Source organism: Variovorax sp. P4_D9, assembly GCF_056401695.1.
Window position 1 is genome coordinate 1 of the sequence record NZ_JBFUIU010000157.1, and the last position, 14,393, is coordinate 14,393.

Here is a 14,393-nt window from a genome sequence, read left to right on the forward strand (position 1 = left end):
GTCGACGCTGAAGCGGGCACCGCTGGCGAGGTCGCGCCACCCACAGGGCCGATTGCAGCCGGGAAGTCTTCAATTCGTCCACCGTGAATGCGGCAAGCGCACCCACGACGCCAAGCCCAGCGCCGATCCAGAAAACCTTCTTGAACCATGTCATGCTCTGCCTCGCACACAGTCCGCACCGTGGGTTCGTGAATGACGGATGATGCGCTTTCCGCAGCCATTTGGCTTGTTCCGGATGCTGGTGTGCTGCGGCTTATCCTGCGGAACCTTGGGGTAATGGGGCGCTGCTGTGACGCTGCTGACCGACAAGGACTACGGCCCCTGGCTCCACGATGGGGCGATTGACCGTCGAGGCCGACGCACCGTCACGATCTCGCAACGGACTTTTCGAGTTGAAACAACCAGAGATCTCCTGCGCCTTGCGCAGTTTTCGAGGAACTTTCCCGTGAGGAATTCAACGGAAATGCGGATTTCCTGAACCGCCATGTCGGACGGGGCATCCACGATCTTTATTCCAAACCTTCATCGGCGAGGAACGCTGCTGCCCTGCTGGCGCCAGAGCCTGGCTTGCCGACGACTGGGCCAGCCTCGGCCAGGCGCTGGGCGGTCTCCTTGGCCGCACGCAGCTGCGTGTAGGCGATGATCGAGCGCCAGCGCTGCTGCAGGAATTCGATGTAGTCCTGGGGCTTCCAGGCGGTGCCCGCCGGCGTGCGGGCGTGGGCGTAGAGGCCGAGGGCCCAGGCATCCGACAGCTCCACGATGGCAGTGCGGCCGTTCGCCAGGACGCCGACGTCAACCGCAAAGGGATGGGCGTTGCCACGCGCCTCGAGGTACGAGACGGGTGCTGTTGATGGCGTTCTGGACCACCTCTGCGGTGGGTTCAGGCGCGTCGTCGGCGCCATCGGCATCGTAGCGGGCCCGGGCGAGGATTCAGCCAGCGGCGTCCACGTAGGAGGGCATTCGCACACGAACTCGACCACCCCAGAAAGCCAGACAGGGTGCTGGTCTTCAGCTTCGCGATCGCGGCGAGCTGCTCGCGCTGGTAATCGGAATGCTTGGCGCCGGGGCGGGGGTCATAAACGAAGCCGGAGAAGGCCTTCGTGGCCACCGGCTTCACGAAGATCGGTTCCTGGAGGGCCTTCAGCTCAGAGAGGACCCCGGCGCGGATCTCGCGGCGTAGGAAGTCCGTGACCGGGTCATAACCCATGGCCTCCAGTTCCGGCACGCCGCGCACGCCCATGGCAGCGCGTACGAACTCGACCGTGCCCACCGGGAAAATGTCGCCCGTGTAGTTGGTCAGGGCCGCGCGAATTTCCAGGTTCGCCTCGAGGGCCTTGAGCGAGATCCGCTGGGTGGGCATCCCGCTCAGCGTGGCCACCAGTAGCCCGTTCGCACTTCGGTCGTCGATTCCTGCTGCAGGACCGCCAGCACGGGCGATCCCACTGGGGCGGGAATGGCAGCGGCGCGGGGCCCGTCGAAAGCGGTGCGTTGAAGAGTTCTCACGGCCTAACCTTGCCGCGTTAACGCCACGAACTCATTGAGGATCGTCGTCCTCTCCCGTGCCCGCGCCTGTCGGTAGCGCGCGCCCACGGCCTCTATCAACTCCTTGCGTATTGCCATGCTGATTCGCCTTTGCCTCGTCACGTTGTGCCCCCGTCGGCCCATCCGACGGGTAGCAAGATACGTGAGGCAACGGGGTCATCAGCGGTAGCAAATCAGATGAGTCAATGCGCCTCTCATCTTGTTTGTCGCGCGCCTATCACCCAGATCGGCTCGCCACAGCAGCAGCAAATTGTCGTCGTGCCCCAGCCACAGTCCCCGGTCGCTCCAGTTGCCCCGGTGCCGCAGAAGCCCTAGAGTGCGACTGTCCGCGCCGAGCGCCCGGGCTTCGCCGTGTCCGGATCGATGCCGGCGTTGATCGACGCTGGCAAGGGTCAAGCGGCGGCTAGTCCACTGAAGCATTGAAATTGGGTTTAACAGCTGGAGCAGCACGGCAGCACAACATCGTGCCCGAGCCGGTGCAGCTTCTGCACCCAACCCCAACCCCAACCCTCTAAAGGAGACAGGTCATGGCGAATGAGATCAACCCATTTGGAAGTATCGCGACGATGTTCGAGCAATTCAAGATGCCAGGTGTGATCAACCCGTTTGGCAGTATGACGACGATGTTCGAGCAGTTCAGGATGCCAGGCGTGGACATGGCGTCCATGGTCGAAGCGCAACGAAAGAACGTCGAGGCGCTGGTCGAGGCCAACAGGTTGGCCTACCAGGGCATACAGTCGATGGTCCAAAAGCAAACTGAAATGTTCACCCGGGCAATGCAAGCAATGCAAGCGGCCGCCGCCGCCAGTGCTGGCGCCGATCCTACGAGGCAAGCCGAGATTGCCCGAAGAGCCTTTGAGTCGGTGGTGGCCGACATGACCGAGCTTGCCGAGATGGCGCGTCAGTCGCAGTCCGCCGCGATCGCCCACATGACCGAGCGAGCCAACGAGCACGTTCAGGAGTTCACAAAGCAAATGCAACCCAAGTAGGGGTAGAGAGCGTCTACAAGGGCTTGCCTGGACATGCAAGCAATACCCGGCCTTGACAGTCCTCATACTGAGGTCGTCGACACTGCGGATTGCACATGGTGCCGATTCGCCTGGCGGTGGCACTGATGCGGGAAGACAAGGCGCACCCTGGGCCTACCTAAAGGACGTCCTCACCCTGTCCTCACCCGGCTGCCGATGCAGTTGAACAGCCGAATCGAGGAATGCTGCCCCACCGGTGGCAGCCCGCCGGCTGAGGTCGACCAGGTCGACGCCCGGCGCCGCGCCGACACGGCCGCTGATCGACCGAAAATGAACACGGTCAGCACGACGACGCCGAGCCAGCGCGAGGAGAACACCAGTGCCTTCGCCCAACCCGCATCCACCATGTTCATCATGGACGCGATGCTCAGCCACCGGCCACGTCACCTCATGATGCCACGGCCAGACGCATACGATTGACCAGCCGATGAACGAGGCCCAGCGCCGGATGTTGGCCAAGTTGATTTACTCACTTCGGCAGCGTGCTCACTGCATGTGCTGTCCGCCGTTGATCGCAATGTTGGCGCCGGTGATGAATGCGGCTTCCTCCGAGGCGAGGTAGATGACGAGGCCCGCCACCTCTTCTGGCTTTCCGAGGCGGCCGACCGGAATGTGCGGGAGAATTTTCGTGTTCAGCACTTCTTCGGGAATGGCCGTGACCATCTTGGTGCCGATGTAGCCCGGCGAGATGGTGTTAACGGTCACGTTCTTGCGGGCGACTTCGAGGGCCAACGCCTTGGTGAAGCCATGCACACCGGCCTTGGCGGCCGAGTAGTTGGTCTGGCCGAATGCCCCCTTCGAGCCGTTGACCGACGAGATATTGATGACGCGGCCCCAGCAGCGATCGACCATGCCGTCGGCCACCTGCTTGGTCATGTTGAACAGGCTGTCGAGGTTGGTACGCAGGACCGCATCCCAGTTGACCTTGTCCATCTTCTTGAAGGTGGTGTCGCGGGTGATTCCGGCGTTGTTGACCAGCACGTCGACAGGGCCGACCTTGCTCTGCGCTTCGGCAACTGCCTTGGTGCAGGAATCGAAGTCGGAGACATCGCAGGCCACGGCCGTGATGTCGTAGCCCTTGGCCTTCATGTCCTTCACCCACTCGCCATGCTTGCTGTTGCCCGGCGAGTAGGTCACGACCACCTTGTAGCCGGCATCGACCATCTTGGTGGAGATCGTCTCGCCCAGACCGCCCATGCCGCCTGTCACTAATACCACTTTTTGCTTGCTCATCTTGGTCTCCTTCTGGTAAATGAAAAAGATTCAGCGCTCGATCGTCAGCGCCACGACAACGCCATCGCGGTCTGCGGCCACACACCCGCGAGCGGGATGCCAAAGAGCGGCGAAAGAACGCCAGTATGCTCGCCTGGGCAGTCGGGACCCGAGTTGCTACGCGGCCAGAGGTCGACTGGCGGGCTCCGGTGCAATTCGCGCCTCCGGTAGGCTGTGGCCTCTGAACTGAGGTCGATCGATGGCGCAGAGGCTGCAAAGCATGGACGAACTGTTCAAGGGCCGGCACTTCGAGCGTGAAATCATCGTCGTGTGCGTTCGCTGGTACCTGCGTTTCAAGCTGAGTCTGGTGGAGATGATGGCCGAGCGTGGGCTGGCGCTGGCCCACACAACGATGCTGACCGCTTGTCGCGATTGGATGTAGCCGCAACTGCGCACGGCCACGCTCCATAAGGCAGGGTCGGCCTGGTAGCCCGGCGCATCGCGCAACTCGCTGTCCTTGAGCACGATCTCCACCGCGCGGGTGAACGATTCCATCGGAATCTCAAGTGGCCCGGGAAGAGCGTGCTTGTGATGCAACTCCTCGAAGGCGTCCACAGAAGGGGCGCATCGTCGACGAGGCGGTAGCCTTCGGCCACCGCCCGCGGCAGATATAAGCGGATGAAGCTCCAATCGCTTGTTCGCGGGAAACAGGTTTGATCGTAGCCATTGAGGCTGGTCGCCACATCGCCCACGTTGCGGATGCCGAAGAAGGCGAGCACCTCGACCATCAGCCGCCCGACGAACTGCGTCTTCTTCGCGCGTTGCAGGGCCGTCTTCACGGCCAGCAGCAATTCCTGCTGGCCGACCAAGAAGGTGAGCAGGCGGATCTGAAGTCTATCCAGATGGTCGTGCACATCGCGCAGCCACTCGTACTCGTTCTCATCGTAGCGCTGCGCCTCGTCGCAGAACAGTGCCACCGTGCCGCCGCCACTGCGCGCGCAAGCCTCCTTGATCTTGTTGATCAGGCGCATGCGTTTGGCGGAGTTCGAGCCACTGTCTGGCTCCGGATGGCCGACGGCCTCCAAGAGGTTGGCGAAGAACGGCCCCCTCGGCGTAGAGATGATCGTTGGCAGCATGCGCTGCCAGTTGTCGATCCATATCGCCGCGGCGGCGAGGTCAGCGGCAGCAACGCGTTGCAGCGGGATGGATGTCACTTGCCGTAGGGGAACTGAGTTCATCGTGACCGTCGTCGACGAGAAGCAACAGTTCGCCTTCTTCACGCTAAACCCAGAAGTCAGCGAGGCGAGACCCGAGAGCAGGGCCCAAGCGCACGGGACGTTCGCAGAAGCACAGCACCGTTGGATCGGCCTCCAGGCGAAGCCATCGATCGAACGTCGTGCGATCGAACAGGCGGACTCGCCTGCCAAGTTTAGGGCTGAAGCCTTCCAGCAGCGGTGCACCGCGCGGACGTGGCGCGTCCAACGGCGTCGAGAAGCGGGGCGCGAAACTCCTCATGATTCAATGTCTTACGCAGCCCTTGCGTCCTTGGATTCGCGAAGTATCAAATTTGGTTTGCGCTGTTGCGAAGTACCAGATTTACTTTCATCCTTGCGGCGGTAAATCTGGGACCACAAGAGCAACCGCCCATAGGCAAAACGGCGCGCGTGGCCGGTATCAGATTTACTTTGTTCTACACGTCCAAGGCCAGATCAAGCGTCAACGCCGTCCACGCGAGGCATCTGCCGCGCATCGGGCAACACACGGACACACACTGCCTCATCACGGCCTCGCAGGCGCGCATTGAGCGGCGTCAGGCCGGTTGCCGAAACCCCGGCGTGCCGGAACACCGCGTCCGAGACGATGGCCTCGCAGCCGACGTCCCTTGTCAACTGCTGAAGCCTGGAGGCCACGTTCAACGCGTCCCCCAACGCCGTGAATGTCACGTGCTCGCGAAAACCGATCTCACCCATGACCGCGCGCCCGCAATGCACTCCGATGCCAAATCGTATGGGCTGCAGCAACTGGGGTTCGATCGCCTTGTTCAGCGCCGCGACGTTCATCGCCACCAGTGGCACCGCGCTCAGCGCCTGGCGGCATGCGGTGGCAGGCTCGGTATCCAGACCGAATATGGCGAGGACCCCGTCGCCCAGGAACTGGTTTGGCAGCCCGCCTTGCTGCACCACGGCGGCGCAGGCCGCACCCAGGAAACGACTGACGAAGAACAGGCTGTCGAACGGCAATTGCACCGCTGCGAGCCGTGTGGAATCACGCATGTCCACGAACATGAACGCGCCGAATCTCTCTTGCGGCATGGCGCCCCATCGGCTCCCCTGCTGGAAGGCCGCGGATGCCGCCGGCGGTATCAGGGGCCACACGGCAAGATCGGCTTTCGGACGCAACTGGCATGCGAGGCGCACGTATCGCCAATCAGCGCCGAGCCGCTCCAGCACGCGCCGTTCCGCCTCCGCTGGCGCCGGGAGCACCACATCACTGACCACGCGCACCTGGCACAACGAGCATCGGGCGCGGCCCCCGCAGGCGCTCGCGTGAGGTATGCCACCCATCCGGCTTGCGTCCAACACCGAAAATCCGAATGGCGCGTGGACTTGACTTCCCTCCGGATAGCGCACGCAAAATCGCCCATTCCTGCGCTCCCACAGCGCACGCGTCCCTCGCGCCGAGAGCACCAGCAGCAGCGCGCCACCATCGAAGAGAAAAAAGTCATTGCGCAAATCGACGAGCCAGCGATTTTGCGCTGCCGTCCCGACGACAGTCTGCGCCAGGGCTTGCGCGCGCCAGTCCGGGTTCTGGGCCAGCGCCATCACCTCGCGGCCGCCTTGCAGATAGCCCAGCAAGGCAAGCACCGGCAATAGCACTGCAACGCTCAGCAGCACACTGCGCCAAGCCCCGAACCATGGTTTCAAACGCAACCAGAACCAGATGCCGTAGCACCCATGCAGCCACGCAACCACGAGCAGCATCAGCTGCACCCAGCCGAACGCTGGCTGAGCGATCCAGAGCGAGTACAGCAGTTGGGCATAGCCCTTGTTCAAGCCGAACTCGGCAAAGGCGACTCGCGTGTTCACGAGGTGGTTGGCAAGCAGCGGCGGAATGCACAAGCCCAGAGTGAGCTGCGCCACCTCGCTCGGAGTCCAATGCAGCGAGCGCCGTTCATACAGGGCCCATAGGCCCAGGAAGAAGTGCATGACCAGGGCGCTGTACAGGAAGGTCGTGCCAAGCCACCCCTGCCAGACGAACTTCTGCACCACCAGGCCTCGCTCGAGCCATGCGAGAGAGGCATTGCCGAGCGAATGATTCAGCAGGTGAGTCCCGATATAGCCAAACAGCACGAGCCCGCTCGCCAGCCGAACCGAGCGCGCTCCGGCCGGGCGCAGGGTTCGGAGAAGTCTGAAGCCTGGCATGGTGCCCCCGCGCGAATTATGCGGCAGCGCCGGCCGCTCCGCTGCACGGGGTCGAGCGACGCAGGCCGGCCGCGGCGGACTCCGGCCGGCCTGAGTGAACGCGTCACTGCGTGGCGCCGCCCGAGGCCGAGGGTGCCTCAGCGGCCACCAGCCGAGACGCGTCGCCATTTGTCGCCCGCGCTTTGGCGTAGCGCTGCGGGCGCTCCTCATTGAGCCTCAGGCCGGTTTCGTCATTCGCGAGCATGTCGCCCGTTCGGATCGCTTCGACCAATTCGGCCTTGACCTGAGCGCGGGTCTTCCCCGCAGCCACAACCTGCGCACGGTAGAGCTGCGGGTGCTCCTCGTTGACGCTCAGCCCGCTCTCGTCATTGGCCATGATGTCGCCCGTTCGGATCGCGGCGGCCAGTTCCGTTCTGACCTGTGCGCGCGTCTTGCCCTCTGCCACAACCGGGGCAGGATAGCCCCGCGGGTTCAGCTCCCTGAGGGTCAAGCCGCTTTCGCCCGAGGCGAGCATGTTGCCCGTTCGCATCGCTTCGGCCAGCTCGGCCTTGACCTGCGCGCGCGTCATGCCCCCTTCGGCATGGACTGCTGCGCCGAGTGCAGCGAGAAGGAACAAGGTGCCAGTGGCGCGAGCGAACTGCCAGCGGCCAGGCGCATCGCGTCTTGTCGCGCACGCGCTTGCACCTTGAAGCGTTCGAGCATCGCCCTCGTTGGCCTGGAGTTGCGGACCGGCAACTGCCGAGCCGGCTTGGGGGAAAGATTTTGGATCGAATGTACACATGCTGATCTCCTGGGTTGAGCGGCACCGCCTGTGCCGTGGTTGAGGCCTCTCAGCCTCTTGGTGCAGTACGGAGGTGGTCCGCGGAATATTCCTGGCTGAACAACGGCGACCCATGCCCTCGCATGCATTGCTCCTGAAAGCGTGAACAACTACCGGAAACGACTTGAAGTGGCTGCCTCCTGTGCAGTTGCGCGGTTGGAGCGGGAACGGAACAGAACTTTCAGCACGCATGACGGATCGAAAACCCGACACACGCCCGGAATAACCCGGCGCCCGGCCCCGTCATGCAAGGAAGAAACCCATGATGGATCGCACCCGCCAATTCGAGGCCGCAACCTTGATGCACCTTCCTGCCGCCTACAACCTGGCGCGCTGGTTGCTGCGCGACGCGCAGCAGGCCGAAGACGCAGTGCAGGACGCCTACTTGCGCGCCTTGCGCTTTTTCGACGATCTGCGCGGCGAAGATGCCAGACCCTGGTTGATGGGCATCGTGCGCAACACCTGCTACGACTGCATGCGCGAACGACGCCGTCTGGGCGATCAGATCGAGTTCGACGAAATGCGCGACAGCGAAATCACCGGTCTGGCCACGGCTGCGTGGCCGGACAGCAGCGTCGATCCTGCCGACCTGTGGGACAAGCATGTCCTCGGCAAGCGCGTCAATGCGGCGATCGAGGCGCTTGCACCGGCGTTCCGCGAAGTGATCGTGCTGCGCGAGTTGGAGGAGATGTCGTATGAGGACATCGCGCGGGTCGCCGGCATCCCGCTCGGAACGGTGATGTCACGCCTGTCGCGTGCCCGTGCCCTGCTGCGCGAGGCGCTGCGGGCCGAGCATGGAACCACAATTGCAGCAAGGAGGCGCGATGCGAACGCATGAAGACGACGCCCTCGGGACGCTGATCCGGAGMGAGGCCACTCGGTACGCACCACCTGCCGGGTTGACTGGCCGCATCCTGGCCCAAGTGCGGACAGCGGCCGCGCCGACGCCGACGCCTCCCGCAGCGAGTCCGGTCGCGGCGCGCTGGCGTCGCTGGCTGGAGGCGGCCGCCGTATACGGCGCCGGCGCCGCGAGCGCCTGGGGCATTGCTTTCAGCCTGCTCGTGGTGCCCGCGCAGGACCTGACGCGCGATGCCGTGATGGCCAGCCATGTCCGCTCACTGATGGGGTCTCACTTGGTGGACGTTGCCTCGTCCGACCATCACACCGTCAAACCGTGGTTTGCCGGCAAGCTCGACTTCTCCCCGCCGGTCATCGACCTCGCGGCCGAAGGCTTCCCGCTGACAGGCGGCCGGCTCGACTACCTGGACGGTCGGGCTGTCGCTGCGCTGGTCTATCAGGCCGGACCGCACGTCATCAACCTGTTCGTCTGGCCGACGCCTGACAGCGAGTCAGTCCCACCCGAATTGCTCGTGCGACAGGGCTACAACATCGTGCACTGGCGACGGGCCGGAATGCATGCCTGGGCAGTATCAGACATGAATGCCGCGGAGTTGCAAACCTTCACGGGGCTGGTACGCAAGCGCCTGGCAGCGCCCGACGCCGGATAGTAGCCCCGGTGGCGCGCTGTTTTCTGCCGCGGGCGACCGCCCCAAATCACGGCGCTGCCGAGTCGCTCCTCTTCGCATCGCGCCATCGGCCGGCTACAAACGAGCCGGCGAGCAGCGACAGGTAAGTGCCCAGCAGGGCTCGACGCCATGCAGCGAGCGCCGCCGCACGAGGGCGCGTCTCTGCCGCATGTGTCACAAGGATGGCTGCGCGAGGCTCGATGCTGCGGCTCATGCGTATGAACCCCGCAGCCGAGAGCAGCGGCACCACAACGAGAATCGCGGCCAATACGAGCCGGGCGCGGCGCAATGGAACGCGATGACGCGCCGTGATCCACAGGCCCAGGCAACCATGCACCCAGCCTGGCGCGAGCAGCGCGATCTGCCAACCCTGCGTGCCGCCCGAGATCAGTCCGGCGATGATCTTTTCGTAACTCGGCTCGAAAGCGTAGAAGGACGTCGCTAGCCGCGTGTTCACGGCGTGGCCGATCAGCAGCAGAGGAAGGCTGAAGCCCGACCACAGACGAAGCCACTCTGTGGCCGGCAAATGCCATTCGCGGCGTTGGTAGATCGTGCGCAATGCAAGCGCAAAGTGCAGCGCGAACGCACCGTACAGTGCCGCTGTGCCCGGCGCGCTTTGCCACAGCCGGATCGACAAGCGCAACCCAGCCTCCGCGAGCGCCAACGACACGATGCCCAGCATGTGGTTAAACAGGTGCAGCGAGATGTAGCTCATGAGCACCACACCCGAACCCAGGCGCAGGTGATGGGCGGTCAAGGTCATATGCGAGTCCTGTTGTCAACACACATGAAGCGATGACTGCGCCCGAACGGAAACTATTCCGCGGGCGAGTGCGCACTCGCGCAAAAGGCGGGAATAAATCTCTGCCTTGCTACGTATTGCCTTTGCAACGACCTTCAACCCATTGACAGGAGCAGTTCATGAATACGTACGATCCGGGCCGACGTCGCGCCCTCAGTTGTCTATCCGCATGGGGCGGCGCAGCCGTCGTCTGGACCGTGAGCGGCGGCATACCGCGCGCCCTGGGTGCAACCGGTACTGGCATGCCGCCAGTCGCTGCACGCGATGCGCTGACCTTCGTACAGATCAGCGACACCCACATTGGCTTTCACAAGGAGGCCAACCCCGATGTCGTCGGCAGCTTTCGCCGCGCCATCGCCGACATCAATGCGCTGCCTCAGGCTCCTGCATTCGTCGTGCATACGGGCGATGTCAGCCACTTGTCAAAAGCCGAGGAATTCGGCAGCGCCAAGGAAATCCTCAAGGAGATTCGCGTCGACCGCGTCCATACCGTACCGGGTGAGCACGACACGATCGACGATGGTGTCACCGGCTACCTGAAGTTCTTCGACCACGACGGCAAGGGCCGCGCTTGGTACAGCTTCGATCAGGGCGGCGTGCACTTCATCGGGCTGAACAATGTGCTCAACTTCAAGGCAGGCACTCTAGCCGCACTGGGCGACGAGCAACTGGCCTGGGTCAAGAGCGATCTCGCCGGTGTCTCGCGCTCGACGCCGATCGTCGTCATGGCGCACATTCCGCTCTGGACGGTTTGGGAACCTTGGGGCTGGGGCACCGCCGATTCTGACCAGGCGCTTGCGCTTCTGCGCCCGTATGGATCGGTCACCGTACTCAACGGGCATATTCACCAGGTGCTGCAAAAAGTCGAGGGCAGCGTTGCGCTGCACACGGCGATGTCGCTCGCCTATCCGTTGCCCAAGCCAGGCCAGGAGGGGATTGGCGAGCCCGGCCCGGTCAAAGTCCCCGCCGGTGAGCTCGGCAAGCTGCTCGGCACTCGGCAAATCAGCCTGGTCCGCGGCAAGAGCGAGCTTGCCATGGTCGACCGGCCCCTCGAAGGCTGAGCCCATCCCGACTTTATCTCACGACCAATTCGAGGAGCCACGCCATGTTCGATCAACTCTGTCTGAATCGTTGGGGCGCACTGTTTGCGCTGGTCGCTTGCGGCGCGTTGAGTCCTTCGGCTGGCCTTGCGGCGGACGCCGCGATGACCGTCGACGTCAGCAAGTTCGTCTTCGGGCCCAAGGAGATCACGATTGCGCCCGGATCCAAAGTGCGCTGGGTCAATCACGACGAGGTGCCACACACTGTTGCCAGCGCGCCGGGCCAGGAAAAGGTCATCGCCTCGAAAGCAATGGACACCGACGATCGGTACGAGGTTACCTTTTCAAAGGAAGGCGACTACGCCTACTACTGCACCGTGCATCCGTTCATGACCGGCGTTGTCCACGTGCACAAGCCATAGATGGCCCCGCGGTCGTCCCAGCGCGGGGCCGCGCATCAGGCTACAAACCTCGGCGATAGACCCAGAGTAGCGTCCTCAATGCAGCGACACCATCACCTGCCGGATGGGGCCGAAGAACTGGGCCAGCCGAGCCCTGCTCGATCGAGTTTTGGCTTGCGTTGCGAGATCGCATAGCCCTCGCTCTGGGCGATCTCGTCTTCCACCGCCGAGCGACGTCCCAATTTGCTCTGCGTCACATCCGGCGTGAATTTCATGCGATGCAGCGCCGCGATGAACTCGGCCGCGTCATCGTCCTTGCCGGCCCCGAGCGTGACCTCGGTATCCGCAATCGCGGCTGCTCGACGTGGGTCGCTGATCATGACCTTGGCCGCTTCACGTTCGGCACAGCCGTCGGCCTGCGTGACCATGGCGTTGACGACCAGGCCGTAACGGTTGTCGGCGATTCGCTCGCAAGGCCGGCCGCTCCTGGCGAGTCGACGAAACCTATGTGAAGATCCGCGGCAGGTGGGCCTATCCCTATCGTGCCGTCGATCGAGCAGGCCAGACAGGTCGATGTTCGCCTGAGCGCCAACCGCGATGTGAAGGCGGCCAAGGCCTTCTTTCGCAAGTCGCTGAAGATTCAAGGACGGCCTCCGGTCAGCCTCACCCTGGACGGCTACGCCGCATCGCATCATCGCAGCGCGGGAGTTGCCCGAGCAGAGCCCTCGCTGGAAAGACACTCGGCTGCGATCATCTCGATACTTGAACAATCTGGTCGAGCAGATTCAACGAGGCGTCAAGTCGCGCATCAAGCCCCTGCTCGAGCAGCTTTTCGAACGCGCGGCAGTGRTCATTACTGGCGTCGGAGTTGCTGCATCGCATCCGGAAAGGCCAGTTCAACCTGGGTCGGCTGTGTACTGCGGGCCAGGCCGCGTCCGAAATCTGGAACGCAGTGCTTTCGGCCTGACCGGCGCAACGCACTCACGAAGCCGTTCGGCCGTACGGAAAATTTGCACCAGAACCGATTTGAGCAGGTGCGGAACATGGTGAAGGCTCGTTCTCTCGATGAAAAGGTGAACGGACATTGCTTTTCCGCCAGCACCGCGGGGGCGCCGCCTTGAGCCCAATGACTGGCGTCGTCTTGCAGCGCTTGCTGATGATGATGATGGCCACGCGATGCGTGGGTGCCGCGTGCAGCGCGGTGCTCAACCCAGCCAGCCCGCTGCCGACGATGGGCACGTCGAATACATGAAAAATCAAGGGTCGCCGCTCTTTGTGCGGATCACAAACGGGGCGAACCATAACCGACTCTTGCGCTACGCCCGCGTGCATTTAGGGTCGAGAGGAATGTGGCCACGGCGCTCTGACCAAGCAGTGTGTCAAACGGAAACGCGTTGCTGTCCTTGATACGATCGGCGGCCCGCCTGGCTGAAGCCAGCACTGTCTCGCATGCACGGGGCAGAGAATTCCATGTAAAGAATCCCGAATGCGCCATCGCCTGTTGCTCGCCCTATTGCTCTTCTTCCCGGCCCTCGCCCACGCGTTGGGCGGCTTGATCCTCATTGGTGCACCGCCCAAGGAAGGCTACACGCTGGCAATAGGTCCAGCGTTGGCCGGCTATCCAGAAGCGCCCGGATCGGATCGGACCAAGACCCTGCCGCTCCTGGGCGTCGACTTCCAATCGACAACCGGGGGCTTCGTCTCGACGGACATCGGCGCCGGCTGGAATTTCTCGAAGCGCGAAGACCTGCAGTTCGGCGCGCGACTTTGGCCCGTCTTCGGTCGCAACGACGACCTCTCGCGTGCTCGCCGGCTGGACGATGTCGGCAAYCGGCTCGGCGCCGGCCTGTTCCTCAATTACGAGCCGTGGAAGTTCCTGGTGCTGCAGTCGAGCTTGCTCACCGGTTCGGGCTCCGATCGGAATGGCACGCAGTTCGAGGCTGGCGCGACCCTCGGCGCGCCATTGGGAGACGCCGTGTTGCTCGGGCTGACGCTTGGTACCACCTGGTCCAACGGGGCGTACGTGCGCAGCTACTACGGCGTGACGCCTGCGGAGTCGGTCGCGAGCAATCTGCCCGTCTTCACGCCCGGCGCCGGCTGGAGCGACGTGAACGTGTCGCTCAATGCCGTGGTGCGCATCGACCCACGCTGGAAACTGTCCGGCCAGTGGCTGGTGGCTCGCCTGGTCGGCGACGCCGGTCGCAGCCCGGTGACGATGTCGCGCACCCAGAACACCTTCTTGCTGACACTGTGGTATCAGTTGAAGTAACGGCCCAACCCTGCATGAGATAGCCTGCAATCCTGGCCAACGCCGTTGCAGGGATCCGAACCGAATGAAAGGGAGCTCCCCGTCCCGATTAAGCCGCTGCGTATTGCGGCTGCCGGCAGCAAAGTGCCACGATGGGGTTGCGAAGTTCCATCAACTCACTCGGAAAGAGGAAGCCCCGTGACTATTTTGTACGTTGGCATCGGTCTCGCCAAGTCCGTTTTCGCCGTCCACGCAGTGAACGAAGCCGGCAAGCCCGAGCTCGTGCGTCCGAATGTGGCGCGCACCCTCGAGCTCATCGCCGCGCTGCCGCCCTGCGTGATCGGCATGGAAG

General features: G+C 63.4%; 14 protein-coding genes and 5 pseudogenes. 9 read left to right on the top strand and 10 right to left on the bottom strand.

Translation table 11 applies throughout. The features are described from left to right. Window positions 1-509: 509 nt before the first annotated feature. Together AC1DY5_RS18295 and AC1DY5_RS18300 are read right to left on the bottom strand one after the other, a co-directional pair. Window positions 510-908, bottom strand: a complete 399-nt coding sequence (locus AC1DY5_RS18295; RefSeq protein ID WP_478113570.1) for an ATP-grasp domain-containing protein — start codon at window positions 906-908, stop codon at window positions 510-512. Next, window positions 881-1,378, bottom strand: a complete 498-nt coding sequence (locus AC1DY5_RS18300; RefSeq protein ID WP_478113572.1) for a hypothetical protein — start codon at window positions 1,376-1,378, stop codon at window positions 881-883. Before AC1DY5_RS18300 ends, AC1DY5_RS18295 begins: the two co-directional genes overlap by 28 nt. Window positions 1,379-2,069: 691 nt before the next feature. Here AC1DY5_RS18300 and AC1DY5_RS18305 point away from each other — a divergent pair. Next, entirely contained in the window at window positions 2,070-2,531 is a 462-nt protein-coding gene (locus AC1DY5_RS18305; protein WP_478113573.1) for a phasin family protein, read from the top strand. A 170-nt stretch (window positions 2,532-2,701) separates the two neighbouring features. Here the strand turns inward: AC1DY5_RS18305 and AC1DY5_RS18310 are convergent, their stop codons facing one another. After that, window positions 2,702-2,926: a hypothetical protein gene (locus AC1DY5_RS18310; protein ID WP_478113574.1), complete on the bottom strand. Its 225-nt coding sequence runs from the start codon at window positions 2,924-2,926 to the stop codon at window positions 2,702-2,704. A 130-nt stretch (window positions 2,927-3,056) separates the two neighbouring features. Beyond that, the gene (gene phbB, locus AC1DY5_RS18315; RefSeq protein WP_478113576.1) at window positions 3,057-3,803 is read right to left on the bottom strand and encodes an acetoacetyl-CoA reductase; all 747 of its coding nucleotides are present in this window, start codon (window positions 3,801-3,803) and stop codon (window positions 3,057-3,059) included. 238 nt (window positions 3,804-4,041) lie between these two features. Here phbB and AC1DY5_RS18320 point away from each other — a divergent pair. Continuing rightward, window positions 4,042-4,200: pseudogene (locus AC1DY5_RS18320) on the top strand (IS6 family transposase); the annotation flags it as partial. On the opposite strand, the gene AC1DY5_RS18325 reads toward AC1DY5_RS18320, so the two are convergent. From AC1DY5_RS18325 to AC1DY5_RS18335, 3 genes are all read right to left on the bottom strand, one after another. After that, window positions 4,136-5,062 carry a P-loop NTPase family protein gene (locus tag AC1DY5_RS18325; RefSeq protein WP_478113591.1) on the bottom strand — a complete coding sequence of 309 codons (927 nt, stop codon included), beginning with the start codon at window positions 5,060-5,062 and terminating at the stop codon, window positions 4,136-4,138. The pseudogene AC1DY5_RS18320 and the gene AC1DY5_RS18325 overlap by 65 nt on opposite strands. A 429-nt stretch (window positions 5,063-5,491) precedes the next feature. Continuing rightward, complete coding sequence (locus AC1DY5_RS18330; protein ID WP_478113578.1) at window positions 5,492-7,132, bottom strand: adenylate/guanylate cyclase domain-containing protein; 1,641 nt, start codon at window positions 7,130-7,132, stop codon at window positions 5,492-5,494. A 175-nt stretch (window positions 7,133-7,307) separates the two neighbouring features. Then, window positions 7,308-7,820: a DUF4148 domain-containing protein gene (locus tag AC1DY5_RS18335; RefSeq protein ID WP_478113580.1), complete on the bottom strand. Its 513-nt coding sequence runs from the start codon at window positions 7,818-7,820 to the stop codon at window positions 7,308-7,310. A 541-nt stretch (window positions 7,821-8,361) separates the two neighbouring features. On the opposite strand from AC1DY5_RS18335, the gene AC1DY5_RS18340 reads away from it, so the two are divergent. Beyond that, a complete protein-coding gene (locus AC1DY5_RS18340) occupies window positions 8,362-8,862 on the top strand; it encodes a sigma-70 family RNA polymerase sigma factor (RefSeq protein ID WP_478113582.1) in 501 nt (166 codons plus the stop codon). Next, window positions 8,849-9,532 (top strand): anti-sigma factor family protein, encoded by a 684-nt coding sequence (locus AC1DY5_RS18345; RefSeq protein WP_478113583.1) that lies wholly within the window; start codon window positions 8,849-8,851, stop codon window positions 9,530-9,532. Before AC1DY5_RS18340 ends, AC1DY5_RS18345 begins: the two co-directional genes overlap by 14 nt. A gap of 46 nt (window positions 9,533-9,578) precedes the next feature. Here the strand turns inward: AC1DY5_RS18345 and AC1DY5_RS18350 are convergent, their stop codons facing one another. Beyond that, window positions 9,579-10,313 carry a hypothetical protein gene (locus AC1DY5_RS18350; protein WP_478113584.1) on the bottom strand — a complete coding sequence of 245 codons (735 nt, stop codon included), beginning with the start codon at window positions 10,311-10,313 and terminating at the stop codon, window positions 9,579-9,581. A 158-nt stretch (window positions 10,314-10,471) separates the two neighbouring features. On the opposite strand from AC1DY5_RS18350, the gene AC1DY5_RS18355 reads away from it, so the two are divergent. Both AC1DY5_RS18355 and AC1DY5_RS18360 read left to right on the top strand, forming a co-directional pair. Continuing rightward, window positions 10,472-11,413 (top strand): metallophosphoesterase family protein, encoded by a 942-nt coding sequence (locus AC1DY5_RS18355; RefSeq protein ID WP_478113586.1) that lies wholly within the window; start codon window positions 10,472-10,474, stop codon window positions 11,411-11,413. Window positions 11,414-11,457: 44 nt separating this feature from the next. Continuing rightward, window positions 11,458-11,814: a cupredoxin domain-containing protein gene (locus AC1DY5_RS18360; protein WP_478113587.1), complete on the top strand. Its 357-nt coding sequence runs from the start codon at window positions 11,458-11,460 to the stop codon at window positions 11,812-11,814. Window positions 11,815-11,901: 87 nt separating this feature from the next. On the opposite strand, the pseudogene AC1DY5_RS18365 reads toward AC1DY5_RS18360, so the two are convergent. Then, window positions 11,902-12,290, bottom strand: a pseudogene (locus AC1DY5_RS18365) (IS5/IS1182 family transposase); the annotation flags it as partial. On the opposite strand from AC1DY5_RS18365, the pseudogene AC1DY5_RS18370 reads away from it, so the two are divergent. Next, window positions 12,275-12,760 (top strand): annotated as a pseudogene (locus AC1DY5_RS18370) (IS6 family transposase); the annotation flags it as partial. The pseudogenes AC1DY5_RS18365 and AC1DY5_RS18370 overlap by 16 nt on opposite strands. Window positions 12,761-12,883: 123 nt before the next feature. On the opposite strand, the pseudogene AC1DY5_RS18375 reads toward AC1DY5_RS18370, so the two are convergent. Beyond that, a pseudogene (locus tag AC1DY5_RS18375) lies at window positions 12,884-13,095 on the bottom strand (FAD-binding protein); the annotation flags it as partial. A 184-nt stretch (window positions 13,096-13,279) separates the two neighbouring features. On the opposite strand from AC1DY5_RS18375, the gene AC1DY5_RS18380 reads away from it, so the two are divergent. Beyond that, entirely contained in the window at window positions 13,280-14,062 is a 783-nt protein-coding gene (locus AC1DY5_RS18380; RefSeq protein ID WP_478113589.1) for a MipA/OmpV family protein, read from the top strand. A gap of 177 nt (window positions 14,063-14,239) precedes the next feature. Next, window positions 14,240-14,393: pseudogene (locus tag AC1DY5_RS18385) on the top strand (IS110 family transposase); the annotation flags it as partial.

What these genes read in the sequence shown, in the direction of transcription:
- AC1DY5_RS18305 (WP_478113573.1), top strand. Translation starts at nt 2,070, where the DNA reads ATGGCGAATGAGATCAACCCATTTGGAAGTATCGCGACGATGTTCGAG.
- phbB (WP_478113576.1), bottom strand. Translation starts at nt 3,803, where the DNA reads ATGAGCAAGCAAAAAGTGGTATTAGTGACAGGCGGCATGGGCGGTCTG.
- AC1DY5_RS18355 (WP_478113586.1), top strand. Translation starts at nt 10,472, where the DNA reads ATGAATACGTACGATCCGGGCCGACGTCGCGCCCTCAGTTGTCTATCC.
- AC1DY5_RS18350 (WP_478113584.1), bottom strand. Translation starts at nt 10,313, where the DNA reads ATGACCTTGACCGCCCATCACCTGCGCCTGGGTTCGGGTGTGGTGCTC.
- AC1DY5_RS18310 (WP_478113574.1), bottom strand. Translation starts at nt 2,926, where the DNA reads ATGATGAACATGGTGGATGCGGGTTGGGCGAAGGCACTGGTGTTCTCC.
- AC1DY5_RS18360 (WP_478113587.1), top strand. Translation starts at nt 11,458, where the DNA reads ATGTTCGATCAACTCTGTCTGAATCGTTGGGGCGCACTGTTTGCGCTG.
- AC1DY5_RS18295 (WP_478113570.1), bottom strand. Translation starts at nt 908, where the DNA reads ATGCCGATGGCGCCGACGACGCGCCTGAACCCACCGCAGAGGTGGTCC.